22 protein-coding genes are annotated in these 23,889 nt (G+C 64.5%); 11 read left to right on the top strand and 11 right to left on the bottom strand.

Features of this window, described 5'->3' with window-relative positions; all coding sequences use genetic code 11:
- Positions 1-219: 219 nt before the first annotated feature.
- Together FFS37_RS13410 and pncA are read right to left on the bottom strand one after the other, a co-directional pair.
- Positions 220-1,632, bottom strand: coding sequence for a sodium:proton antiporter (locus FFS37_RS13410; RefSeq protein WP_137931538.1), 1,413 nt, complete (start codon positions 1,630-1,632; stop codon positions 220-222).
- Positions 1,633-1,678: 46 nt separating this feature from the next.
- Complete coding sequence (gene pncA / locus FFS37_RS13405) at positions 1,679-2,293, bottom strand: bifunctional nicotinamidase/pyrazinamidase (RefSeq protein ID WP_137931430.1); 615 nt, start codon at positions 2,291-2,293, stop codon at positions 1,679-1,681.
- A 288-nt stretch (positions 2,294-2,581) separates the two neighbouring features.
- Here pncA and FFS37_RS13400 point away from each other — a divergent pair, with 288 nt between their 5' ends.
- The 9 genes from FFS37_RS13400 to FFS37_RS13360 all read left to right on the top strand — a co-directional run bounded on the left by FFS37_RS13400 (position 2,582) and on the right by FFS37_RS13360 (position 12,388).
- Positions 2,582-3,439 carry an FAD binding domain-containing protein gene (locus FFS37_RS13400; protein ID WP_137931429.1) on the top strand — a complete coding sequence of 286 codons (858 nt, stop codon included), beginning with the start codon at positions 2,582-2,584 and terminating at the stop codon, positions 3,437-3,439.
- Complete coding sequence (locus FFS37_RS13395; protein ID WP_232375643.1) at positions 3,436-6,426, top strand: molybdopterin-dependent oxidoreductase; 2,991 nt, start codon at positions 3,436-3,438, stop codon at positions 6,424-6,426. The genes FFS37_RS13400 and FFS37_RS13395 overlap by 4 nt, the downstream gene beginning before the upstream one ends.
- Positions 6,423-7,967: a 6-hydroxynicotinate reductase gene (locus FFS37_RS13390; protein ID WP_137931428.1), complete on the top strand. Its 1,545-nt coding sequence runs from the start codon at positions 6,423-6,425 to the stop codon at positions 7,965-7,967. The genes FFS37_RS13395 and FFS37_RS13390 overlap by 4 nt, the downstream gene beginning before the upstream one ends.
- A complete protein-coding gene (locus FFS37_RS13385) occupies positions 7,967-8,851 on the top strand; it encodes a UPF0280 family protein (RefSeq protein WP_137931427.1) in 885 nt (294 codons plus the stop codon). The genes FFS37_RS13390 and FFS37_RS13385 overlap by 1 nt, the downstream gene beginning before the upstream one ends.
- Positions 8,844-9,428: an amino acid synthesis family protein gene (locus FFS37_RS13380; protein WP_137931426.1), complete on the top strand. Its 585-nt coding sequence runs from the start codon at positions 8,844-8,846 to the stop codon at positions 9,426-9,428. The genes FFS37_RS13385 and FFS37_RS13380 overlap by 8 nt, the downstream gene beginning before the upstream one ends.
- Entirely contained in the window at positions 9,425-9,886 is a 462-nt protein-coding gene (locus FFS37_RS13375) for a MarR family winged helix-turn-helix transcriptional regulator (protein WP_137931425.1), read from the top strand. Before FFS37_RS13380 ends, FFS37_RS13375 begins: the two co-directional genes overlap by 4 nt.
- 214 nt (positions 9,887-10,100) lie before the next feature.
- Positions 10,101-10,913, top strand: a complete 813-nt coding sequence (locus FFS37_RS13370; RefSeq protein WP_210240454.1) for a basic amino acid ABC transporter substrate-binding protein — start codon at positions 10,101-10,103, stop codon at positions 10,911-10,913.
- A gap of 97 nt (positions 10,914-11,010) precedes the next feature.
- On the top strand, positions 11,011-11,679 hold the full coding sequence (locus FFS37_RS13365; protein ID WP_137931423.1) for an amino acid ABC transporter permease: 669 nt from the start codon (positions 11,011-11,013) through the stop codon (positions 11,677-11,679).
- Complete coding sequence (locus FFS37_RS13360; RefSeq protein ID WP_137931422.1) at positions 11,666-12,388, top strand: amino acid ABC transporter ATP-binding protein; 723 nt, start codon at positions 11,666-11,668, stop codon at positions 12,386-12,388. The genes FFS37_RS13365 and FFS37_RS13360 overlap by 14 nt, the downstream gene beginning before the upstream one ends.
- 72 nt (positions 12,389-12,460) lie before the next feature.
- Here the strand turns inward: FFS37_RS13360 and FFS37_RS13355 are convergent, their stop codons facing one another.
- The 3 genes from FFS37_RS13355 to FFS37_RS13345 are packed head-to-tail and all read right to left on the bottom strand — an operon-like array spanning position 12,461 to position 16,337.
- A complete protein-coding gene (locus tag FFS37_RS13355) occupies positions 12,461-13,429 on the bottom strand; it encodes a substrate-binding domain-containing protein (protein WP_137931421.1) in 969 nt (322 codons plus the stop codon).
- On the bottom strand, positions 13,426-14,751 hold the full coding sequence (locus FFS37_RS13350; protein WP_137931420.1) for an ABC transporter permease: 1,326 nt from the start codon (positions 14,749-14,751) through the stop codon (positions 13,426-13,428). The genes FFS37_RS13355 and FFS37_RS13350 overlap by 4 nt, the downstream gene beginning before the upstream one ends.
- Positions 14,748-16,337, bottom strand: coding sequence for a sugar ABC transporter ATP-binding protein (locus tag FFS37_RS13345; RefSeq protein ID WP_137931419.1), 1,590 nt, complete (start codon positions 16,335-16,337; stop codon positions 14,748-14,750). The genes FFS37_RS13350 and FFS37_RS13345 overlap by 4 nt, the downstream gene beginning before the upstream one ends.
- Before the next feature lie 221 nt (positions 16,338-16,558).
- On the opposite strand from FFS37_RS13345, the gene FFS37_RS13340 reads away from it, so the two are divergent.
- Positions 16,559-17,578, top strand: a complete 1,020-nt coding sequence (locus FFS37_RS13340; protein WP_137931418.1) for a LacI family DNA-binding transcriptional regulator — start codon at positions 16,559-16,561, stop codon at positions 17,576-17,578.
- Here FFS37_RS13340 and FFS37_RS13335 read toward each other — a convergent pair.
- The 5 genes from FFS37_RS13335 to FFS37_RS13315 form a co-directional block, all read right to left on the bottom strand.
- Positions 17,575-18,369: an inositol monophosphatase family protein gene (locus FFS37_RS13335; RefSeq protein WP_137931417.1), complete on the bottom strand. Its 795-nt coding sequence runs from the start codon at positions 18,367-18,369 to the stop codon at positions 17,575-17,577. The two genes, FFS37_RS13340 and FFS37_RS13335, sit on opposite strands and share 4 nt — an antisense overlap.
- A gap of 142 nt (positions 18,370-18,511) precedes the next feature.
- A complete protein-coding gene (locus FFS37_RS13330) occupies positions 18,512-19,513 on the bottom strand; it encodes an LLM class flavin-dependent oxidoreductase (protein ID WP_137931416.1) in 1,002 nt (333 codons plus the stop codon).
- Positions 19,510-20,343: an arylamine N-acetyltransferase family protein gene (locus tag FFS37_RS13325; protein ID WP_137931415.1), complete on the bottom strand. Its 834-nt coding sequence runs from the start codon at positions 20,341-20,343 to the stop codon at positions 19,510-19,512. The genes FFS37_RS13330 and FFS37_RS13325 overlap by 4 nt, the downstream gene beginning before the upstream one ends.
- 69 nt (positions 20,344-20,412) lie before the next feature.
- On the bottom strand, positions 20,413-21,579 hold the full coding sequence (locus tag FFS37_RS13320; protein WP_137931414.1) for an AI-2E family transporter: 1,167 nt from the start codon (positions 21,577-21,579) through the stop codon (positions 20,413-20,415).
- Positions 21,580-21,680: 101 nt separating this feature from the next.
- Positions 21,681-22,733, bottom strand: coding sequence for an LLM class flavin-dependent oxidoreductase (locus FFS37_RS13315; RefSeq protein WP_137931413.1), 1,053 nt, complete (start codon positions 22,731-22,733; stop codon positions 21,681-21,683).
- A 279-nt stretch (positions 22,734-23,012) separates the two neighbouring features.
- Between FFS37_RS13315 and FFS37_RS13310 the strand changes: the two genes are divergently transcribed.
- Positions 23,013-23,441: a DUF6481 family protein gene (locus tag FFS37_RS13310; protein WP_137931412.1), complete on the top strand. Its 429-nt coding sequence runs from the start codon at positions 23,013-23,015 to the stop codon at positions 23,439-23,441.
- Positions 23,442-23,530: 89 nt separating this feature from the next.
- Here the strand turns inward: FFS37_RS13310 and sugE are convergent, their stop codons facing one another.
- Entirely contained in the window at positions 23,531-23,845 is a 315-nt protein-coding gene (sugE, locus tag FFS37_RS13305; RefSeq protein ID WP_137931411.1) for a quaternary ammonium compound efflux SMR transporter SugE, read from the bottom strand.
- Between the last annotated feature and the right edge of the window lie 44 nt (positions 23,846-23,889).

Below are 23,889 nucleotides of genomic sequence, written 5' to 3'. Positions count from 1 at the left end.
CTGCAGACGACAGCGCCGCCCCTCATCGCCCTACCGGGCACTTCTCCCCGTATAGTGACGGGGAGAAGGACGCCGTCACCGCTGGTTTCGCCAATCATGAACATTGCCGGAAGGGCATCGGCGTCGCGGCCATCTCCCTTCTCCCCGTCACTATACGGGGAGAAGGTGCCGGCAGGCGGATGAGGGGCAGCGCTGACGGTACATCATTGTTGCGCCGGCTCACCCGAAGAACAGCCAGCCTGCAACCAAAAATGTCGGGATCAGCACCAGACCGGACCACATCATGTAGCCGAAGAAGCCGGGCATGGTGACGCCGCGCTGGCGAGCGATGGCGTAGACCATGAAGTTGGGCGCATTGCCGATATAGGTGTTGGCGCCCATGAACACCGCGCCCGCCGAGATCGCCGCCAGCGTCGAGGCGAATTCGGTCATCAGATGGCGCGGATCGCCGCCCGCAAGCTCGAAGAACACCAGATAGGTGGGCGCATTGTCGAGGAAGGACGACAGCGCACCGGTCAGCCAGAAGTAGGCAAGGTCGTTGGGCGTGCCTTGCGCCGAGGTGACGAGCGCGACCAATGGCGCTAGCGCGCCGTCGTGGCCGGCCCTGAGGATGGCGACGACCGGGACGATGCAGATGAAAATGCCGGCAAACAATTTCGCCACTTCCGCGATCGGACCCCAGTTGAATCCATTTGCCTCACGGTACTCCTTGCGTGAAACAGCCAGCGAAACGAAGGCGAGCGCCAGGATGACGGCGTCACGCACAAGGTTCTGCAATTCCAGATTCACGCCGTGGATGGCAAGGCTGACCCCGGGCTTCCATGTCGCCGACAGCAGGATGGCGCCGATCACGCCGGCAAGCAGCGGCAGGTTGGGCAGGCCGCGGAGACGCACCTTCGAGTCGGGCGTCGGATCCTTGATCTTGGGCGCGCCGGCCTCGCGCCGATGCAGCATGATGTCGATGACAAGAAATATCGCCAGCACCGCACCGCCGGTGAACAGCGTCTCGCGCCAGAGATTGGTGGTGGTCCAGAAGAAGTCGACGCCGCGCAGGAAGCCGACGAACAGCGGCGGATCGCCGAGCGGCGTCAGCGAGCCGCCGATGTTGGACACCAGGAAGATGAAGAAGACCACCACATGGGCGTTGAACGGCCTGGCGTCGTTGGCGCGGATGACCGGGCGGATCAGGATCATCGACGCGCCCGTCGTGCCGATGACCGAAGCCAGCAGCGCGCCGATCAGCAGCAGCCCGGCATTGACCAGCGGCGTGCCGTGGATGTTGCCGGCGACAAGGATGCCGCCCGAAATGGTGAACAACGCGAACAAAAGGATGATGAAGGACATGTATTCGGTGAGCAGCGCGTGCAGCACCGCCTCGGTGGCGGAAGGCGCTCCAAAGGCCAGCGCCAGCGGCACGATGACCAGCGCGGCCCACAGCGTCGCGATCTTACCGTAGTGATGTTCCCAGACATGGTGGAACAGCAGCGGTCCGGTGGCGATCGACAGCAGCAGGCCGGCAAAGGGCAGCGCCCACCAGAGCGACATCGAGGCGCCGGGCAAAGCGTGGGCGTCGGCGGCGAAAGCCGGTTGCGCAAAAGCGGCAATGGCGGGGGCGATCACACCCGCCGCCAGTGTTTTCGTAAGCCCCGCAAGTCCCCCTCGACGCCTCACGGGCAGGTCAGTCCTCCGCGTGATCTTCGAGCGTCACGCCGGCATCGCGCATGCGCGCGATCATCGTCTCGAGCGATCCGTTGAGATCGATGCCGCGGCAGGCATCCAGCCGCACCGTTACCTTGAACCCCTGTTTGACCGCGTCGAGCGCCGAATAGGCGACGCAGTAATCTGTGGCGAGCCCGACCAGTGTGATGGCGCCGATGCCGCGCTCCCTGAGATAGCCGCCAAGGCCGGTCGGCGTCTTGTGATCGTTCTCGAAGAAAGCGGAGTAGCTGTCGATGGCGGGCCGAAAGCCCTTGCGGACGACCAGCTCGGCCTTGGTCCATGCCAGTCCCGAATGGAAGTCCGAACCGAGGCTGCCCTGGATGCAATGATCCGGCCACAGCGTCTGCGGGCCATAGGGCATGTCGATCGTGGTGAAGGGCTGCGCACCGGCGTGGCTGGAGGCGAAACTCGAATGGCCGGCGGGGTGCCAATCCTGTGTCAGCACGACATGGTCGGTCCGGCGGATCAGGTCGTTGACCAGCGGCACGATCTCGTCGCCGCCGGCGACCGCCAGGGCGCCGCCCGGGCAAAAGTCGTTTTGAAGGTCGATGACAACAAGCGCTTCGTCGGCCATTGGGCCTCCTTCTTCTCTGTCTTGGGCTCAGGCTCCAGTAGAAAGATGCCGCTGACGCGACCGGAGGCAGAAACTTGACCAGATGGACGGCCGCGTCAACCTCCGAAGACATAACAATCGCGTTGTGGCCTGGACAGCGGAGCCAACTCTGGCTTTGACAAATTCCACCAGCTTGATATCATTTGCATACGAATGAATTTCCGGTTCTCGCGCCGGCAAGATCATCCCGGGGCAAACACCTTGGGAGGGCCAATTTCGGGGAAGGCCCACTCTCTGGGAAGGCAAAGCGTGATCCGTTACGCGAAACCCACCACGGTCGAAGAGGCGCTCGCGCTGCTTGGCGAGGGTGCGTGGCGCATCCTTGCCGGCGGCACCGATTTCTATCCGGCCCAGGGCACCAGGCCGGTCCGCGAGAATGTGCTCGATATCAATGCTCTCGCCTCGCTGCGCGGCGTCGCCGAGACGGACGACCACTTTGTCATTGGCGCGCGCACGACATGGACGGACATTATCCGCCGTCCGCTGCCGCCAGCCTTCGACGCGCTGAAGCAGGCGGCGCGGGAAGTCGGGTCGCCGCAGATCCAGAACGTCGCTTCCGTCGCCGGCAATCTCTGCAACGCCTCGCCGGCAGCGGACGGCGTGCCTGGGCTGCTTGTGCTCGACGCCGAGGTCGAGTTGCGCTCTGCCGCGGCCACGCGCTATCTGCCCTTGTCCGGCTTCATTCTCGGTAACCGTCGCACGGCCCTGACGCCTGGCGAGATGGTGACGGCGATCCGGGTGCCGAAGCCCGCCGGCAGATCGGCTTTCGTCAAGCTTGGCGCGCGGCGCTATCTCGTGATTTCCATCGCCATGGTGGCGGCGCGCCTGGTGATCGAGGACGCGACTGTCAGGGATGCGGCTATCGCCGTTGGATCGTGCTCGGCCGTCGCCAGGCGACTTGCAGGTGTCGAGGCGAAACTGATCGGGTCGCCGGCTGATCGCGGGCTTGCCGCGATCGTTCAGTCCGCGCCGATGACGGAGCTGTCGCCGATCGCCGATGTGCGCGGCAGCGCCGAATACCGGCTGGATGCCGTGCGCGAGATCGTGGCCCGGGCCGTGCTGATGGCCGCCACGGAAACGAACGACCACATGGTGGCGGTGGCATGAGCAAGGTTCTGCCCGACATGAGCCAGGTTCTGCCTGAACTGGATGATGCTCCGCTCGGTCTGGACGCGGGCGGGCCCGACCTCGGACGGGCCGATATCGCCTTCGCGGTCAACGGCACCGCCGTCTCGGTCAACGTGCCGCCGCTGCGCCGGCTGTCCCTGGTTCTGCGCGACGAGTTGCGGCTTACCGGCACGAAGGTCGGCTGTGACGCCGGCGACTGCGGTGCCTGCACGGTGCTGGTCGACGGCGCTCCCGTCTGCGCCTGCCTGATGCCGGCGGCTTCCGTGTCCGGCGCTGCCGTGACGACCGTCGAAGGGCTCGCCAATGGCCGGCTGTCGGCGTTGCAGGCCTCCTTCCTCGCCCATGGCGCGGCGCAATGCGGCATCTGCACGCCGGCGCTGCTGGTGGCTGCGACCGCGCTGCTGGATGTGAAACCCAGGCCGACCGAGGCCGAGGTTCAGGATGCACTGGGCGGTATTCTGTGCCGCTGCACCGGCTACAGGAAAATCATCGCGGCGGTGATGGATGCGGACCGGTTCGAACCATCGACCGACGGCGCCGCCCCTCATCAGCCTGCCGGCACCTTCTCCCCGTATAGTGACGGGGAGAAGGGACAAGCTCCAGCGTCGACGCCCCCTCTCCCCGTCTCTATACGGGGAGAGGGTAAGGGTGAGGGGCAGCGCCAACGCCATTCATTTGACTTCGGTCTTGATCGTAGAATGCCACTTTCTGGCAGCGCCGTAGGCTCCTCACCGATCAGGCTCGACGGCATCCCAAAAGTTACCGGCGGCGAGAAATTCGGTGGCGACTCCTTCCCGGCCGACGCGCTTGGCGTGCTGGTGATTCGCTCGCCGCATTACCACGCCGGCTTCACTTTCGGCGATCTCGGCGGCTGGGCCAAGGCGCATCCCGGCATCGCCGGAATCTTCACGGCAGCCGATGTTCCCGGGAAGAACTGCTTCGGCGTCATCGGCCCGTTCGCCGACCAGCCGGCTCTGGCCGAAGGCTTCGTGCGGCTTCGGGGGGAGGCGGTGGCGCTGGTCGCGGGCGAGCGCGAGGCGATGCTCGATCTCGACCTGTCGGATTTCCCGATCCGCTGGAGCGAGCTACCGTATCTCCTTCACCCGACGGAGGCACAGGCCGAAGGAGCGTTGCTGGTCCATAACAGCCGTGCGGCCAACCTCCTGACGAAGGGCTTTGTCGAACGCGGCGACCCCGAGGCGGCGCTTGCCGGTGCCGCCGTCACCGTCTCCGGCGCCATCGACACCTCCTATGTCGAGCACGCCTATATCGAGCCGGAAGCCGGCCATGCCTATCTGGACGGCGACACGCTGGTGATCGTCGCCTGCACGCAGGCGCCCTATATGGACCGCGACGACACCGCCAAGGTGCTTGGGCTGCCCGTCGACAAGGTGCGCATCGTGCCGACAGCGACCGGCGGCGGCTTCGGTTCCAAGCTCGACGTCTCGCTGCAGCCGCTGATCGGACTTGTGGCGCTGAAGACGGGGCGGCCGGCCGCACTCGCTTACACGCGCAACGAATCGATGATGTCGACCACCAAGCGTCATCCAGCCGAGATGAAGGCCACCATCGGCGCCGATGCCGAAGGCCGTGTCACCGGCATGATCTTCGCGGGCGACTTCAACACCGGCGCCTATGCCAGTTGGGGCCCGACGGTCGCCAACCGCGTGCCGGTGCATGCCTCCGGACCCTATGCGACACCGAACTACCGCGCGGAGGGCCGTGCCATCCACACGCATGGACCGATTTCCGGCGCCTTCCGCGGCTTCGGCGTGCCGCAGGCGACCATCATGCAGGAAACGCTCTATGACGAGCTGGCCGGCAAGCTTGGCATAGACCGGCTCGATTTTCGCCTGAAGAACTGCCTTCGGAACGGCTCCGAAACGGTTACGGGGCAGCGTCTGGAATCCGGCGTCGGCATCGCCGAATGCCTCGAGGCGCTGAGGCCGCATTGGGCGCGCGCCAAGGCGGATGCGGACGGTTTCAACAGTGTCCACGCGGATACAAAGCGCGGCGTCGGCGTGGCCTCGTGCTGGTATGGCTGTGGCAACACCTCGCTGCCAAACCCCTCCACCATCCGGGTCGGCATCGCGGCCGACGGCACGGTCGTGCTGCACCAGGGCGCCGTCGATATCGGCCAGGGCTCCAACACCGTCATCACCCAGATTTGCGCCGATGCGCTCGGCCTGCCGCTGGCGAAATTCCGGCTTCGGAGCGCCGACACGGCGATCAGCCCCGACGCAGGCAAGACTTCGGCCTCGCGCCAGACTTTCGTGACCGGCAAGGCGGCGGAGAAGGCCGGGCGCGCCCTGCGCGAGAAAATCCTGCGCTTCGCCAACGTCTCCGAACAGGCCTCCCTCCAGCTGGACGGCACGGCGATCGTCATGCGTGAAGGCGATGCGACGCGCCGCATCGAGCTCACCGGGCTCGAGGCCGATGCCGATGGCCTGATCTTCCGCGCCGAGGAGACCTACGACCCGCCGACCCTGCCGCTCGACGCCAAGGGCCAGGGCAAGCCCTATGCCGTCTATGGCTATGGCGCGCAGATCGCGGAGCTCGAAGTCGACCTCAGGCTCGGCACGGTGAAGTTGTTGAAAATCACCGCCGCACATGATGTCGGCAAGGCGATCAACCCGCTGCTGGTCGAGGGCCAGATCGAAGGCGGCATCGCCCAGGGCATCGGCATGGCGCTGATGGAGGAATATATCCCCGGGCGCACGGAGAACCTGCACGACTACCTCATCCCGACCATCGGCGACGTGCCGCCGATCGAGACCATCCTGGTCGAGGTTCCCGACCCGGAAGGGCCGTTCGGCGCCAAGGGCCTGGGCGAGCATGTGCTGATCCCGACCGCCCCGGCGATCCTCAACGCCATCCGCCACGCCACCGGCGTGCTGGTCACCAAGGTGCCGGCGACGCCAAGCCGCATCCTGGCGGCGATCCGCGACAAGGAGGCACGCGCATGAGCGAGCTTGCCGAACGTTTCGAAACCCATGATCCCGGCGAGAAGCTGGTGGCGGAGAAGATCCGCTGCGATGCCTGCCCCGTCATGTGCTACATCGCGGATGGGCGCACCGGCGCCTGCGACCGCTATGGCAATGTCGGCGGCCGGATCGTGCGGATGGACCCGCTGACCATCCTCGACCACGCGGCCGAGACCGGCGCGGCGATGGTGCCTTTCGTCGCCGAGGGCGAAGCGTGGAACGGCGAACTGGTCAACACCGGCCGCCGTTTTGTCACCGCGATCGGCGCCGGCACCACATACCCCGACTACAAGCCAGCGCCGTTTATCGTCAGCCAGGAGGTCGAGGGCATCGACCTCGTCACCGTGGTCACCGAAGGCATTTTTTCGTATTGCGGCGTCAAGGTGAAGATCGATACCGACCGCCATATCGGACCGGAAACGGCGATCGTGCGCTCGCAGGGCGAGGCGATCGGCCATGTCACGACCGGTGAATACGGTTCTCAGATGCTCTCGCTGGGCGGGGTGCATCACCTGACGGGCGGTTCGAAGGCGGAAGGCCGGGCGACCTGCGATGCGCTGCTCGACCTGTGCAACCGCAAGCCGGTGGAACTGACCATCGATGGCGGCGCCACCATAACGGTCGAAGCCGGCAAAGCACCTGTCATAGATGGCAAGCAGGAACACCGCATGCGCGTCGGCTGCGGCTCGGCGACGATCGGCATGTTCGCCACGCAATGGCGAGGACTGGTCGATGAGGTTGTTGTGGTCGACGACCACATCACCGGCGTCGTTTCCGAGCACCAGGCCGGAAAGGTGCTGGGCTGGCAAGATACGGGAATAAAGATCATCGGGCGCCGTTCGACGCCGGGCCGCTATTTCAAGGTCTCCGAGCCCGGTCTCGGCTGGGGCGGCACCTCGATTTCCGACCCGCTCTCGATCCTTGGCGAGTGGAATGCCAAGAAGGGCGCCCGGCCCGGCCTGTCGCTGCTGATGGTTTCGACCACCGGTGAACAGTTCGCCTACTACGAGCTCGATGATGAATTGAAGCCCGTCGAAAAGCCGTTTCCGGCACGGTTGCAGAAGTCGGTCAATCTGATCGAGGACAATTGCGAGCCCGCCTTGTGCACCGTGCTGTTCATCGGCGGCGCCGGTGGTTCGCTGCGCGCCGGCGTCACCGAAAACCCGGTCAATCTCACCCGCTCGGTGCACGGCCTGAAGACCTATGTCACCGTCGGCGGCGCCCCGGTCTATGTATGGCCGGGCGGCGGCATCACGCTGATGGTCGATGTCACCAGGGTACCGGAAGGCGCTTTCGGCTATGTGCCCACGCCGGCGCTGGTCGCGCCGATCGAATTCACCTTGCGCCGCGACGATTACATCAGGCTTGGCGGTTACGAAGCCGAGATCCGCAGCGTGGCGGACATTGTCGCCAGGGGCGGTGAATACCTCAACGCGCGCCAGGGCACCCGCTCGCCGGACGGCAACCCGTGGCCGCCGCTGGCGCAGTTGCGGCGTGCCGCACCAAACGGGGCCGCCGGGTGATGGAGGGACCGCAAGCGCACTGGCTGGAGGACGGCAAGCGGCTGCATCTCAACCATGGGCCGATCGACCTGATCGTCGAGGCCTTTGGCGATGTGGATGAGTGTCGCATGGCCTATGAGCAGGCCGTCGCGCGCTTCCAGACGATCCTGATCGAACTTGTCAAGGAACTTCCCGAACTGCGGCTTCCGGCATTTTTCCTGGCGCCACGCACCTTCGCCGGCCCGACGGCGCGCCGCATGGAAGCCGCCGTCATGCCTCTGGCGGAATGTTTCATCACACCGATGGCCGCAGTTGCGGGATCGGTAGCCGACGAAATGCTCGCCGCGCTGCTTGCCGGCCGCAAACTCGATCGCGCCTATGTCAACAATGGCGGCGACAGCGCCCTCCACATCGGCAAGGGCCGGTCGATGGGGCTGGCGGTCGCCGGCACCGGCAATGGCATGGCGGACCGGATCACGATCCGCGCCGAGGATGGCGTAAGAGGCGTCGCCACCAGCGGCTGGCGCGGCCGCTCCTTCTCGCTGGGCATCGCCGACGCGGTCACCGTGCTCGCGCGCACCGGCGCCGAGGCCGATGCGGCGGCGACGCTCATCGCCAATGCGGTGGATCTGCCCGGTAATCCCGCCATCAACCGAATTCCGGCACGCGACCTGTCGCCGGACAGCGATCTCGGCGCGCGGCTGGTGACGCAAGGCGTCGGCACGCTTGCGCCTGGCGAAGTGGCGCGGGCGCTGGACAATGGCCTTGCCGTCGCCGAAGATTTCCGCCGGCGCGGCCTGATCGCCGCATCGGCGCTGTTTCTGGCCGGAGAGGCCCGCATCAGCGGCTCGATTTCAATCGCCGCGCCCAAGAAGAGTTCAAGGGAGGAAGTAGCACATGCCTGAGTTTCCGATCCGCAAAATCGCCGTGCTGAGCGAAGAGATCTTTCACGAGGGCGGTCCTGTTGCGACCGTACCGCGCCGGCGAGCGGCGGCGATGGCTGTGGTCAAGAACCTGTTCGCCGGGCGCTATGTCGAGGACCTGCAGAGCGCGATGGCGGATTTGAAGCCGCTCGGGCTGCTGCTCACCGACCGGCTGATCGCCGCCCTTGGCGGCGACGTGAAACAGATCGACGGCTACGGCAAGGGCGCCATTGTCGGCACGGCGGGCGAACTGGAGCACGGAGCGCTCTGGCATGTGCCCGGAGGCTACGCCATGCGCGAGCGGCTGGGCGACGCCAAGGCGATCGTGCCCTCGGCCAAGAAGGTCGGCGCCTTCGGCTCGAAGCTCGACGTCCCGATCGGCCACGTCAACGCCGCCTATGTGCGCAGCCATTTCGACGCCATGGAAGTGGGCGTCAGCGACGGCCCGCGCCCTGACGAAATCCTGTTCTGTCTGGCCATGACCTGCGGCCCACGCATCCATAACCGCATGGGTGGCCTCGCGGCCGACGAGATAAAAGCCTGGGACGGGCTGCGGTGAGCGGCGGGGACAATCTGCTCAAGCTGGTTGAGGCCGAAGGGCCGGACGATCAGGATTACCTGCTGCAGGAGCAGGTCGGCTTCATCCTGCGCAAGGCGCACCAGCGCCATGTCTCGATCTTCGCCGGCCGGATCGGCGACCTGACGCCGCCGCAATTCGCGGCGCTGGCCAAGCTGCGCGATGTCGGCGAGACCTCGCAGAACCAGCTCGGCACTATGATCGCCATGGACGCGGCGACGGTGAAGGGTGTCATCGACCGGCTCAAGGCGCGCGGCCTGGTCGAGCTTTCCAGACATGAGGTCGACAAGAGGCGGCTGCTGGTCAATCTGACCCCGGATGGCCGCGCGGCGATCGAACGGCTTATTCCGCTCGCAAGGGAGATCACGCAGGAAACGCTGGCGCCTCTCTCGGCCAAGGAAGTCGCAACCTTCATGAGGCTGCTGGCCAAGCTGGCGTAAGCGTCGACCACCGCACCGGCGGACCGGCCGCAAGGGAGCGAGCGCCCGCAGACCTGGCCCAATCCAAACGCGAATGTGAAGCATCTCCAAGCCTTGACTTGGAACTCTCTCGATCCAGATGGCTCTGGACGGGCCCGGAGGTCATGCACCCACGCATCTATCCTCATCGCCGCTTTGCTCGAAGCTGACGAATGCCCGCCGAAAGGAGACATCTGTGAAAAACAAGTCGCTCATCGTGCTGGTCACGTCATTGGCTTCCGGCCTTGCGCTGTCATTGGCAGCAACGTCGATGGCGGTCGCGCAGAGCGCCACGACCCTCATCGTAGGCGCCGATACGACCTTCCCGCCCTTCGAGACAGAAACGAACGGGCAAGTCACCGGCTTCGACATCGACATGATCAGCGCGATCGCCAAGGCTGAGAACATGACGCTCACGCTGAAGACGCTGCCATTCGACGGCATCATTCCAAGTCTGCAGGCCGGCTCGATCGATGCCGCGGTCGCGGGAATAACCATCAAGAAGAGCCGCATGCAGAATGTCGATTTCAGCGACGCCTACTATAAATCAGGCCTTTCGGTGCTGGTGAAGAAGGACTCCGAAATCAAGAGCTTTGATGACCTCAAAGGCCATGTGGTTGCCACCAAGAAGGCAACGTCGTCCGTGGACTATCTGACCGGCCACGGGATTGAGCAGGACTACATCAAGCAGTTCCAGAGCATCGATGCCGCCTATCAGGCGCTCGAGACCGGCGGGGCGGATGCCGTCATCTTCGACAACCCGGTCAACGTCAACTTCAAGGCCGCCCATGACGATGTCCAGACGGTGGGCCCGCTGCTGACCGGCGAGTATTACGGCATTGCCGTCAGCAAGCAGAAGCCGGAACTGGTCAAGCAGATCAATGACGGCCTCGCCAAGATCAAGCAGACCGGCGAATACCAGAAGCTGTTCGAGAAATATTTTGGCGGCGACACCAGCGGCGTTGTCAATGACGTGCAGAAACCGGACGCCGTGGCGATTTCGGGCTGAGGCCGGTTCCGATCATTTGAGCAATTGACCAATTGATCCATCGGCCTTCCCGGCGGTCTTGCGAAGATGGCCGGGAAGGCCAAACCAGGGCACGGTCATGGACCCAATCCGGCAAAACCTACCCGTCCTCCTCGACGGTCTGCGGCTGACCATCCAGTATTCGGTCGTCGCCATCATCCTGATGGTTGTCATTGGTCTGGTCGCGGCGCTGATGCGCCTGTCGAAAGTGGCCTTGCTGCGCTGGATCGCAACCGCCTATGTCGAGATTTTCCGATCGACGCCGCTTCTGGTGCAACTCTTCTTCATCGTGCTCGGCTTGCCGGCGATCCTGCCCGTCAACCGATGGTTCGGTCAGCTGACATATCCGATCCTTGCCGCAGCCTTCACGCTCAGCCTGAATGAAGGCGCCTACGTCACCGAGATCGTCCGCGCCGGCATTCTGGGCGTCGACCGGGGTCAGAAGGAGGCGGCGCAATCGATCGCCATGAACGGTTTCCAGACGATGCGCTATATCGTCCTGCCGCAGGCCTTCAAGCGCATGATCCCGCCGCTGGTCAACCAGGCGGCCCAGACGATCAAGGACACGTCGCTGCTCGCGCCTGTCGGCATCGTCGAGCTCGTCTACAAGGGCCAGATCGTGATCGCGCAGACTTTCGCGTCCTTCGCCATCTGGGGGCTGATCGCCGCCCTCTACTTCATTCTCATCTTCTCGCTGTCGAAGTTCTCGTCCTATCTGGAGAGGAGGCTCCAAGTTGATAAACGTTAAGGAGCTGCACAAATCCTTCGGCCACAACGAGATCCTCAAGGGGATCAGCACTCATGTGGAGGAAAAGGAAGTCGTCGTTGTCATCGGCCCTTCGGGCAGCGGCAAGAGCACGTTTCTGCGTTGCCTGAACGGGCTGGAGGCGGCAACCAGCGGCGAGATCGAAATCGCCGGCATGATGTTGACCGATCCGAAGACGAACATCCACAAGCTGCGCCAGCATGTCGGCATGGTGTTTCAGCAGTTCAACCTGTTCAAGCACCTGACCATTCTGGAGAACGTCACGATCGGGCCGCGCAAGGTCAAGAAGATCGCGACCGAAGAGGCCAACCGCGTCGCCCGCGAGCTGCTGGCCAAGGTCGGCCTGGTGGGAAAGGAAGCAAGCTACCCGGACGAGCTTTCGGGCGGCCAGCAGCAACGTGTGGCGATTGCCCGCTCTCTGGCCATGGGGCCCGACGTCATGCTCTTCGACGAACCGACCTCGGCACTCGATCCCGAAATGGTGGGTGAAGTGCTCCAGGTCATGAAGACGCTGGCGATCGAGGGCATGACGATGGTGGTCGTCACCCATGAGATGGGCTTTGCCCGCGAGGTCGGGCATAGGGTCATTTTCATGGACGACGGCCTGATCGTGGAGGAGGCGGCACCCAAGACGCTGTTCTCGAATCCACAAAGGGACCGCACGAAGAGTTTTCTGGCCAAGATTCTGTAGGCAGCGGAGCAGGAGGCTCGCAAACGAAGGGGCAAGGCCAGGCCCTGCCCCTTCGTTCTTATCGCAAATGTCTCAGAGGCCGTTGTCCTTCAGGATCTTGGCGGCATTTTCCTTGGTGACCTTCTCGGTCGGCAAGGTGATGGTCTTCTCGACCTTCTCGCCCTTGAGGAACTTGATGGCCTGGCGCAAGCCTTCCGCGCCGGGGGTAACATAGGTGAAGGTTGCGGTCAGCTCGCCCTTGTTCACCATCTGCACACCTTCATTGGGCAAGCCGTCGATGCCGATGAACTTGATGTCCTTCTCGCGGCCGACATCCTTGGCGGCGAGATAGGCGCCATAGGCCATCGGGTCGTTGTGGCCGTAGACGAGGTCGATCTTCTCGTTGGTCTTCAGCGCGTTGGCCATGATGTTGTAGGCCTGGTCCTGCTTCCAGTCGCCCGACTGCTTGTCGAGCAGGTACTTGATACCCGGTTCCTTGTCGGTGAATTCGTGGAAGCCGTCATGGCGGTCATGCGCCGGCTGGGTGCCCATGCCGCCCCATATCTCGACGACATTGCCCGCCGCCTTGCCCTTGCCGCCGAGCAGTTCGACGGCATATTCGCCGGCCGCGCGGCCGATCAGCGCGTTGTCGCCGCCGACGAACTGGGTGTAGTCCTTGGTGTCGACGTTGCGGTCGAGCACGAAGACCGGGATCTTGGCGTCTATCGCCTGCTGCACCACGCCGGTGAGACCCGCCGATTCCTTCGGCGACACCAGGAGCGCATCGACTTCCTGACGGATCAGGTTCTCGACGTCGGCGACCTGCTTTTCGGTCTTGTCCTCGCCGTCGGTGATGATCAGCTCGACATCGGGATGCTTGGCGGCTTCGGCGATGATGTCCTTGTTGAACTGGGCCCGCCAGGGCTCGATGGTGGTCACCTGCGAAAAGCCGATCTTCCACTTCTTGTCCTGGGCGTAGGCATGGCCGGTGGAGAGCAGCGCGGTGGTGGTCAGCAAGGCCGCGCCGAAGGCGGCAAGCTTGAGCATGTCACGTCGTTTCATTTCTTGTTTCCTCCGAGATTGAGAGACGGTGTCTCTTGTGACGGCCGTTTGGCCACAGCCGTTTCCTTGCGCGCCGCTTGCCCGCCCCAGACAGGCGCCAGGCGCAGATAGGCGAGAAGATCAGCCGCATTGCGCTCCTGGACGAGCACGGTGCCGATGATGATCATCCCCTTCAGCACCAGCTGAAGGTTCGAATTGATGTTGTGGAGCTGCAATATGTTGGAGAGCAGCCCGAAGATCAGCACACCGCAGAAGGTGCCGATGAGGCTGCCGCGCCCGCCCATCAGGCTGGTACCGCCGATGACAACGGCGGCGATGGCGTCGAGCTCCAGTCCGGCGCCGGCATCGGGCTTGCCTTGCCGATACTGCGCCACATAGAGCACCGCGGCGATGCCGGCGAGCAGGCCTGATATGGCGTAGGTGGCGATCTTGACGCGGCCGGCGGCGATGCCCGAGAGCCGGGCCGCCTCCTCATTGCCGCCGATGGCGTAGACATAGCGGCCGAACGGCGTGAAGCGCAGCACCGCGCCGTAGATGACGATGGCGCCAAGGAAGAACAGGCCAGGCATCGGGATGACGCCGAAGACAAGCGAGCGCAGTATCTCGAAATCGGCGGTGGCGTTGGAGCCGGTATAGACCGGCAGCACGGCGTTGTTCTGGCCGGCGGTGAGCCGGGCGATGCCGAGTGCGGTCACCATCATGGCCAGCGTGACGATGAAAGGCTGCAGCCGTCCGGCGACGATGATGAAACCGTTGATGGCGCCGAACAGCAGGCCGACGCAGGGCGCGACCAAAAGCACGCCGAGGACGCCGAATTTCGGCTCGATCTGCGGCAGCAGATACCAGAGCGACAGGCAGCACAGGACCACGCCGACGATCGCTGGCGTGACCAGCCCACGCACACCGTCCAGCCTGATGTCGCGCGCCGCATCGGCGCCGGCGCGCGCTTTCTCGACATTGAGGAAGACGAAGCGGGTGACCACGAAACCGAGGCAAAGCGCCACCAATGCAACGGTCGGCACGCCGAGCACGACGCCTGGCGTCACGCCAGGAACCGTCAGCAGCATGGCGCAGACCACCGAACAGATGGCCATCAGAGAGCCGACCGAAAGATCGATGCCGCCGGTGATGATGACAGCCGTCATGCCGGTGGCGATCAGGCCGGTGGTCGATACCTGGCGCAGCACGTCGAGCAGGTTGCCGTAGGACAGGAAGATGTTGTTGCCCTTCGAACTGACCGGCGAGCCCAGCACACCGATCAGGAAGATGGCGATCAGGCCCCAGTAGAGCTTGGTCCGGGACAGGAGTTTCAGGGCATTCATGCGGCTGGTCTCGACAGGGTCCGGCGGGGCGCGGCAAGGCGCATGATCGCCTCCTCGCTCGCCGCGTCGCGGGAAAGGATGCCAGTCTGGCGGCCGTCGGCCATCACCAGGATACGGTCCGAAAGATGCAGCAATTCCGGCAGTTCGGAGCTGATGACGGCGATGGCCAGACCCTCGCGCGCCAGGCTGAAGATGAGGTCGTAGATCTCACGCTTGGCGCCGACATCGATGCCGCGCGTCGGCTCGTCGAGCAGAAGCACGCGTGGCCTGGTCGCCAGCCACTTGCCGATGACGACCTTCTGCTGATTGCCGCCCGACAGCGTGCCGGCGGGCTGGCCGATGTCCTGGCAGCGGATGCCCAGTGCCTTGACCGCCTGCCGCGCCAGCCCCTCTTCGCCGGCCAGCGAGCGGATGCCGAAGCGCGCCAGCGATCCGACCAGCGGCAGCGCCACATTGTCCTTGATCGAGGCGTCGAGGTGCAGACCTTGCGTCTTGCGGTCCTCGGTGACGAGCGCGATGCCCAGCCGCCTGGCATCGCGCGGCGAACGGATGTCCACGAGCCGGCCGTCAAGCCGGATGTCGCCGCCGGAACGGCCGTCGCCGGAGCCGAAGATCGCTTCCATGATTTCGGTGCGGCCCGAGCCCAGCAGGCCGCCTATGCCGAGGATTTCACCTGATGCCAGGTCGAAGCTCACGCCTTCGATCACCGGGCGCCAGCCGTGGCGGTCGGGCTTCGACAGCGACAGGCCGCTGACCGAAAGCACCGTCCCGCCACCGGAAGCCCGCTCGCCTTGGGAGGATGCGAGCAGGTCCCGTCCGACCATCGCCGAAATGATGGCATTCTCGTCGAGTTCCCGCATCGGCCGAGTCAGCACATGGCGCCCGTCACGAAACACCGTGACGCGGCTGGCCAGATGCATCACCTCGTCGATCCGGTGCGAGATATAGACGATGGCGACACCGCTTTCGGAGAGCTGCCCGATGATGCGGAACAGCCGTTGGCATTCGGCGGGAGACAGCGCCGAGGTCGGCTCGTCCATGATCAGGATGCGCGCCGACATGGACAGCGCCTTGGCGATCTCGACGAGCTGCTGCTCGCCGACGCGCAGCGCCCCGACGCGCGCGTCGGGATCAAGCTCGATGCCGAGCCGCTGCAGAAGCGCGCTCGCCGCGCGGCTGCTCGCCTTGCGGTCGACGATCAGTCCGGCAATCAGCTTTTCGCGGCCGAGGAAAATGTTGTCGGCGACACTCAGCTCCGGAACCAGGTTGAGCTCCTGGTGGATGATGGCGATGCCGGCATCCTCGGCGTCGCGCACGCCGGCGAAGCTGACCGGCCGGCCGTCGACGCTGACCGTGCCTTCGTAACCGGTGTAGACGCCGGAGAGGATTTTCATCAGCGTCGACTTGCCGGCGCCGTTCTCGCCCATCAGGGCGTGGACCTCGCCGCGCCGCAGGTCGAAGCCGACATCGGTGAGCGCCGCGATGCCGCCGAAGCTCTTGGAAACGTGACGAGCGCTCAGAACGATGCCCGGCTCGTCCGGGGCCGCGCCTTCATGCCCTGAAAAGAGGGAATTGCTCTGTTCCATGACAATGGCGGCCTCCCTTCCGTCTCGTCAGGTTTCGATCAAACGCTAATCTAAACGTTTCGATCCTGTCAAGCCGATATGGGACGACACAACTTTGAGCCATTTCAATTCTTGCCTAAAATGCGGAGATTCCGTAGGTATTGGGAACAACGGGTGGCGAAACGTTTCGAAAAATGACCGCGTCAGGGCAGAAAAAGCAGAGAAAATCCAGCGCTCCCACCATGCTTCACGTTGCCGAGGCGGCGCGCGTCTCGGTCGCCACCGTTTCGGCCCTGATCAACGGCACCGCGACCGTCAGCCCCGAGCTCAGCGCCCGTATCGAGCAGGCGATCCGCGACATCGGCTACAAACGCAATGCGATCGCCCGCAGCCTCAAAATGGGCACGACGCGCACGATCGGCCTGACCGTGCCGCACATCACCAATCCGTTCTTCACCGACGTGGTTTCGGTGATCCAGCAGGCCTTCGACCGCGCCGGCTATGCCGTCATGCTGTGCTGCACGGACGAGGATCTCAACACCCAGGACGACCAGATCAAGCTGCTGCTCGACCGGATGGTCGACGGGCTGATCGTGGCGCGTGTCGGCGATGGCGCGCTGTTAAAGGGGATCGTCGAGGACGCCAACGTGCCGGTTGTGCTGCTCGATCGCATCTGCGAGGGCGTCGACACCGATGCGGTGGTGCTCGACAACCAGCGCGCCGTGTTCGACGCCATCACCTACCTGATCAATCTGGGCCACCGGCGCATCGGTTACATCACCGGCACATCTGACATCACACCCATGCATGACCGTATGACCGGATACCGCGAAGCGCTCCAGGCCGCCGGCCTGCCGGTCAGCGAGGAGCTGGTCCGCTCCGGCAACTTCCACGAGATCGACGGCTACAACGCCACCATGCAGCTGCTGTCGCTGCACGAGCGGCCAAGCGCGATCTTCTCGGCCAACAATCCGATGGTCATCGGCACGATGAAGGCGATCCGCGACATCGGCCTGTCCTGTCCGGAGGATATTTCGGTTGCCTGTTTCGACGACTTTCCCTGGTCGGACGTGTTCCAGCCGCAGCTGACCACCGTTGCGCAACCGGTGCAGGCGATCGGCGAGCAAGCCGCGAACCTGCTGCTCGACCGTCTCGCCGGCAACCGCGACGCGCCGCCGCGCAAGCTGGTGCTCAAGGGCCGGCTGATGATCCGCAATTCATGCCGGCCGCTTGGCACGGTCGCACAAAGCCTGAGCGCCTAAGCCGGGAACACGCCAGAGCAAAGCGCCTGCAGGTTCGAAAAGACGCCCTTGCCGCCCGATATGACCCGGGTGCCGTTCCGCAGCACCGTGCTGCGGTCCGCCTCGAGCACCGTGCCGCCGGCCTCCTCGATCAGGAGCATCCCGGCCAGGCAGTCCCAGGCGTTCATGTGTTCCTCCACATAGCCAAGCAGGCGGCCAGAGGCGACATAGGCGAGCATCAGCGCGCCTGACGCGTTGCGGAAGAAGACGCCGCCTTCGGCCAGGATCTTCTTGATCAGCACGGCGATGTTTTCCGCCTCCGCCCGGTTGGAGAAGCCGGTCCCCACCGAGCCCTCTTCCAGGCTGGTCGCCGCGCTTGCCCTGATCGGCCTGCCATTGACGAAAGCGCCGCCGCCGAGCCTGCCGTGGAACGTCTCGCCGGTCGACGGCTCATGAATGACGCCGACGACGGTTTCCCCGTCCCGCGCGCAAGCGATCACCACGCACCAGGCCGGAATGCCGCGCACGAAATTGGCGGTGCCGTCGATGGGATCGATGACCCAGTCATAGCCGGTCGAACCAGTGACCGACGCGTGTTCCTCGCCGACGATGCCGTCCTGCGGATAGTCGGCGGCGATGGCCGCGCGGATGAACAGTTCGACCTCGCGGTCGGCCTGCGAGACCAGGTCCTGATGGCCCTTGCTCTCGATGGTCAGGCTTTCCAGATCGCGGAAATATTTCAGGCCGAGGTCACCGGCACGCCGCGCCAGATCGATGGCAAACCGCTCGCGCGCTTCATGGTCATTTTTCAAGGGAAGTTTCCGATCGGTGGAGGGAAACCGCCCATAGCAAAACAGCGCTGCCTGCGACAGTACCCGCCAAGCAGGTTCCGCAAAAGTCTCCCGGGGCTTTGCGGCAGAACCTGCGGCGGAAACAAGCGGTCTGCCTGGACGATCAGGCCGCCCGCGACAGCGATTTGTGAGCGTCAGCCAGGATCTCGAAGGAGCGCACCCGCGCCGCATGATCAAAGATCTGAGCGGTGACCATCAGCTCATCGGCGCCGGTGCGGCGCACGAAGGCATCGATGCCCTGGCGGACCGTTTCCGGAGAGCCGACGACGGCGCAGGACAGCGCCTGGCCGAGCATGGTTTTGGCCATCGGGTCGAGATCCCTGTCGTAATTCTCCACCGGTGGCGGCAATCTGCCCGGCCTGCCGGTGCGCAGATTGACGAAGGCCTGCTGCAGCGAGGTGAACAGCAGCCGCGCTTCGGCATCGGTGGGCGCGGCGAAGACATTGAGGCCGAGCATGACATGCGGCTTGTCGAGTTGTTCGGATGGCTGGAAGCGCGAGCGGTAGATGTCGAGCGCGTGGTCGAGCTCCGCCGGTGCGAAATGCGAGGCGAAAGCGTAGGGCAGGCCGAGCATGGCGGCCAGCTGCGCGCCATAAAGACTGGAGCCGAGAATCCAGATCGGCACGGTCTGGCCCTCGCCGGGGACGGCCCTGAGACGCTGCCCCTCTTCCGCGGGCAGGAAATAGCCCATCAACTCGACGACATCCTGCGGGAAATTGTCGACGCCGGCCTCGAGGTTGCGGCGCAGGGCGCGCGCGGTGTTCATGTCGGTGCCGGGTGCGCGGCCCAAGCCCAGATCGATGCGGCCGGGAAACAGGGCGGCCAGCGTGCCGAACTGCTCGGCGATGACCAGCGGCGCGTGGTTGGGCAGCATGATGCCGCCGGCGCCGACTCGAATGGTTTTGGTGCCGCCGGCGACATGGGCGATGACCACGGATGTGGCGGCGCTCGCAATGCCCGGCATGTTGTGGTGCTCGGCCAGCCAGTAGCGCTTGTAGCCCAGGCGCTCGGCGTGGCGCGCGAGATCGAGCGAGTTGGCCAGCGACTGCGAGGCATCGCTGCCTTCGACGATCGGCGACAGGTCGAGAACGGACAGTTCGGTCATGTATTGGTCTCCACGATCTTCTTCTCACGCACCTTGGCCTCGAAGGCCGCGCGGTCGGGAATGATGATGCCGAGCTGGTCTTCCAGCGTGTCGGCAAGTTCGGCGGGGGTGGCTATTTCCATCTGCTCGGTGCGGCCGCCAAGGTGATGGATCGACAGCCTGGCGCCGCGCAACGCGTAACGCCGATCCGGCGCGGCGCGTGCCGCCACGATCGTGTTCAGGAAATGCGATGTCGGGCTGGTCGACAGGAAGTAGCTGGCGACGGAGTAGTCGACCTCGTATTGCGGCTGCAGATCGAAGCGGTAAAGCGAGCGCCAGTCACCACCGATCGACGCCTGCAGGCGGAAATGATCGTCGATCTCGACGATGCGGAATGTTTCGTGCGGCGTTTTCTGCTCCAGCTTGGACTCCAGCAGCAGCGGCGCCGTCAGGGTCAGCCCGCCGAAGCCGACATCGGTGATATAAGTGCGGTCATCGAGCCGGACATGCAGCAGCATGTGGCTGCGCGCGGTGATGGCGTCGTCCGGCTGGCCCCACAGCACGCGCGCCGCGAGCCCGCCGACCTCGAAACCGAGCGCCTTCAGCGCATGCATGAAGAGGATGTTGTGCTCGAAGCAATAGCCGCCGCGCCCGCCGGCGACGATCTTGTCCTGCAGCGACGCGAGGTCGAGCCGAACCGGTCGGCCAAGGAACGGATCGACGTTCTCGAATGCAATTGCCTGCGGGTGGAGGAAATGAAGCGTCTTCAGCGTGTCCAGCGAGATGTCCCGGGACCCGGCATGGCCGATGCGAGCGAAATAGGCGTCAAGGTCGAAGGAAGCATCGCTCATGTGGGGTACCGGGTGCTGATGCACCCGATATAGGCATGCGCCCCGCAAGCCGCAAATGCGGGCCAACGATCACGCCGAAGCGTTGCCGGCCTCTTCGGCGGTTTCCTCGTCGATGACCGAGGCATGTTGGGCCAGGAAGTTTCCGACATGGCTCAGGCCTTCGAAATGATCGCAAAACACCTTGACGACGACCAGTAGCGGCACGGCCATCAGGGCGCCGACGAATCCCCAGAGCCATGACCAGAAGGCGATGGCGATGAAGATCGCCACGGCATTGATCTCGAGCCGCCGGCCGACCACCATCGGCGTCACGAACTGGCCCTCGACGATATCGCACAAAAGCACAAAGCCGGGCGCAAGCAGCGCGTAGGAGATCGTGTCGAAGCTGATCAGCGCGATGACCGCGACCAGCATGATCGTCATCAGCGCGCCGACATAGGGCAGGAAATTCAACAGCGCCGCGGCGGCGCCCCAGACCAGTGGATTCGGCAGGCCAAGCGCCCACAAACCCAGGCCTATAACGGTGCCCAGACCGGCATTGATGACGGCGACCGTCAGCAGATAGTGCGAGATTTCCCGTTCCACGTCGTAGACGACACGCAACGCCCGTTTCTTCTGGCTCAGACTGGCAAAGGACTGGATGATCTTTTCGTAGAACAGCGTGCCGGACGCCAGCAGGAAAAGCGACAGCACGAAAACAATGGTTATGCTGGTGCCCGCCTCCAGCAGGTTGCTGGCGGCCGTCGACAGGATTCCGGATGGCGCTACCGCAACTTTTTGCACGCCGGGTTCTTGCGAGGTCTCGGTGAGCGCCTCCAGCTGGTGGGAGAGGTCCATGACCTTGGCAAGCGGCCGCTTGAATTGCGCCAGCCGTTCGGTCAGCTGCTGGCCGATGGACGACGTGTTGTTCATGAGGTCGATGACCGGCCCGCTGAGCAGGTAGCCGGCGCTGGCGAAGATGAAGGTGGACAGCAGCACCAGGAGCGTTGCCGACACCACTTCGGGAATGCCGCGCTTGCGCAGGAAGCGCACGATGGGCGTGAGCGTCAGCGTCAGCAGGAATGCAAGCATCACCGGCATGAAGAAGGCGCGTCCGAAATAGAGCGCCGCGGTTGCCATGAACAGAAAGATGCCGATCAGCAACGAGCGCACCAGCCGGATATCCGCGCGCGTGGTGTCGCGCGGGTCTGCAGTCGCTGCGACGGCAACGCCCGAAGCGTTCGTATCGGCTTTCATCTTTCCCTCAGGCACCACAAACGGGGGCAAATCCCGGGGAAAACGTCTTCGCCTCGTCAAAGTTCCGTCAGCTCGTGTGACGGAACTTTGACCAGACAGGATCAGGCAGCCGAGGCCGGTGCCGACTTCGCCGTTTCCCTGCGCACGATGGGCGCCACCCTGGTGCCGTAGAGCTCGATCGCCTTCATGATCTTGGCATGCGGCATGGTGCCGATCGCCATCTGCAGCAGGAAGCGGTCGTTGTTGAAGATCCGGTGCTGGGCGACGATCTTTTCGGCAACCTGCTCGGGATTGCCGACGAACAGCGCCCCGTGAGGGCCGCGCGACTGGTCGAAATGCGCCCGCGATGTCGGACCCCAGCCGCGTTCTCGGCCAATGCGATTCATCACCTCGGCCTGCGGGCCGTAGAAATCGTCGGCCGCCTGCTCAGTCGTCTCGGCGATGAAGCCGTGCACGTTGATGCTGGTGGCAAGGCCGGTCGGATCGGCACCTGCGCGCTTGGCCGCCTCACGGTAGAGATCGAAGAGCGGCGCAAACCGGGCCGGCTCTCCGCCGATGATGGCGAGCGCCAGCGGCAGGCCGAGCGCGCCGGCGCGCGCCGCCGATTGCGGCGTGCCGCCAATGGCGATCCAGACCGGCAGTTTTTCCTGGAGCGGCCGGGGATAGACGCCACGGTCGTTGATCGGCGCGCGCAGATTGCCCGACCAGGTGACCTTCACCTGGTCGCGGATGGCCAGCAGCAGGTCGAGTTTCTCGGCGAAGAGATCGTCATAGTCTTCCAGATTGTAGCCGAACAGCGGGAAGGATTCGATGAACGAACCGCGTCCGGCCATGATCTCGGCGCGCCCGCCGGACAGGAGGTCGAGCGTGGCGAATTGCTGGAAGACACGCACCGGGTCATCGGAAGACAGGACCGTGACCGCGCTCGTCAGCTTGATGCGTTTCGAGCGCTCGGCGCCGGCCGCCAGCGCCACGACGGGCGCTGACGCAGCGTAATCAGGCCGGTGATGCTCGCCCAGACCGAAGACATCGAGGCCGACCTGATCGGCCAGTTCGATCTCCTCGACCAGGTTGCGCAGTCGTTCGTGAGGGCCGATGGCACCCGGACCGGGCTGCGGGCTGACGTCGGCGAAGGTGTAGAGACCAAGTTCCATCTGATGCCATCCTGTTTCGGCGAATCACTGTTCGCGAAGGGGTCGAAGCAGCGCGGGGACAGGCCTGTTGCGCCAGCTTTCATGTCGCGTGAACAAGTAGCGATCCACCAGTCGCGCCGCCAGAGGCCGGACGGTGAACAGTGCATGCCGATTTTCGCGGGCGAGGCGTCTCCCGCGCGCAACAGCCCAGAATTTCATGGCTGGCATACCGTTTTGGCGCTTGAACTCCGGCTTTTCGCGCGTATGTAAGCGTCGCGAATTGACTTCAGGGAAGTGGACTTGGCTATCTACAGGGAAAAAGACATTTTCGAGCGGCGCAATGCCGCGAACGAAGCAAAGAAGGCGCTTCTGGCGCGCTTCAAGGCGAAACCGGCAGCGGACGATCCAGCCGTCCTGGCGCGTCAGGCCGAACGCAAGGCTATTCTTGAGGCCCGCGAAATACGCGAGGCCGAGAAAGCCAAGCTGAAGCAGGAGAAGCTGGCGCGCGAGGCAGCCGAGAAGGCTGAGCGCGACGCGGCCGCCGAGGCAGCACGCATCGCGGCTGAAGAGGCGGCGGCGGCCGAAGCCAAGCTCCGTGAGGCTGAGGAGACCGATCGCATCTCGCGCCTGCTGGCGGACGAGGCCGAGCGCAAGGCCAAGCGCGACGCGCGCTACGCGGCGCGCAAGGCGCGTGTCGGCCGCACACCGCCCGGCTTTACAGGCCGCTAAGCGTTTCGTTCGTTTCGGGATGATGAAACAGGGCTGCCTCCGCGGCCCTGCTTGCGTTTGCCTGCGCGAAGCGATGGCAATCGGGCGGCCTACGCCGCGAACTTCAGCCCCATGATGCCGCAGACGATCAGCGCGATGCATGCAAGCCTGATCGCGGTGGCGGGCTCGCCGAGCAGCCAGATGCCGAGCAGCGCCGTGCCAACAGTGCCGATACCAGTCCATACGGCATAGGCCGTGCCGACAGGCAGCGCCTTCAACGCCAGACCGAGCAGGGTGAGGCTGACCACCATCGAGGCGACGGTCAGAACCGTCGGCAGCGGTTTCGAGAAGCCATCGGTGTATTTGAGACCGATCGCCCAGCCGATCTCGAACAGGCCAGCGAAAAAAAGAAGAATCCACGACATCGAAACGCTCCATCAGAGCATCGCAACGGACAGTTGGGTCCCTG

This window comes from Mesorhizobium comanense (assembly GCF_005503535.1).
Classification (GTDB): Bacteria; Pseudomonadota; Alphaproteobacteria; order Rhizobiales; family Rhizobiaceae; genus Mesorhizobium; species Mesorhizobium comanense.
The sequence above is the reverse complement of the archived record's forward strand: the minus strand, read 5'-3'. Positions and strand labels throughout refer to the sequence as shown.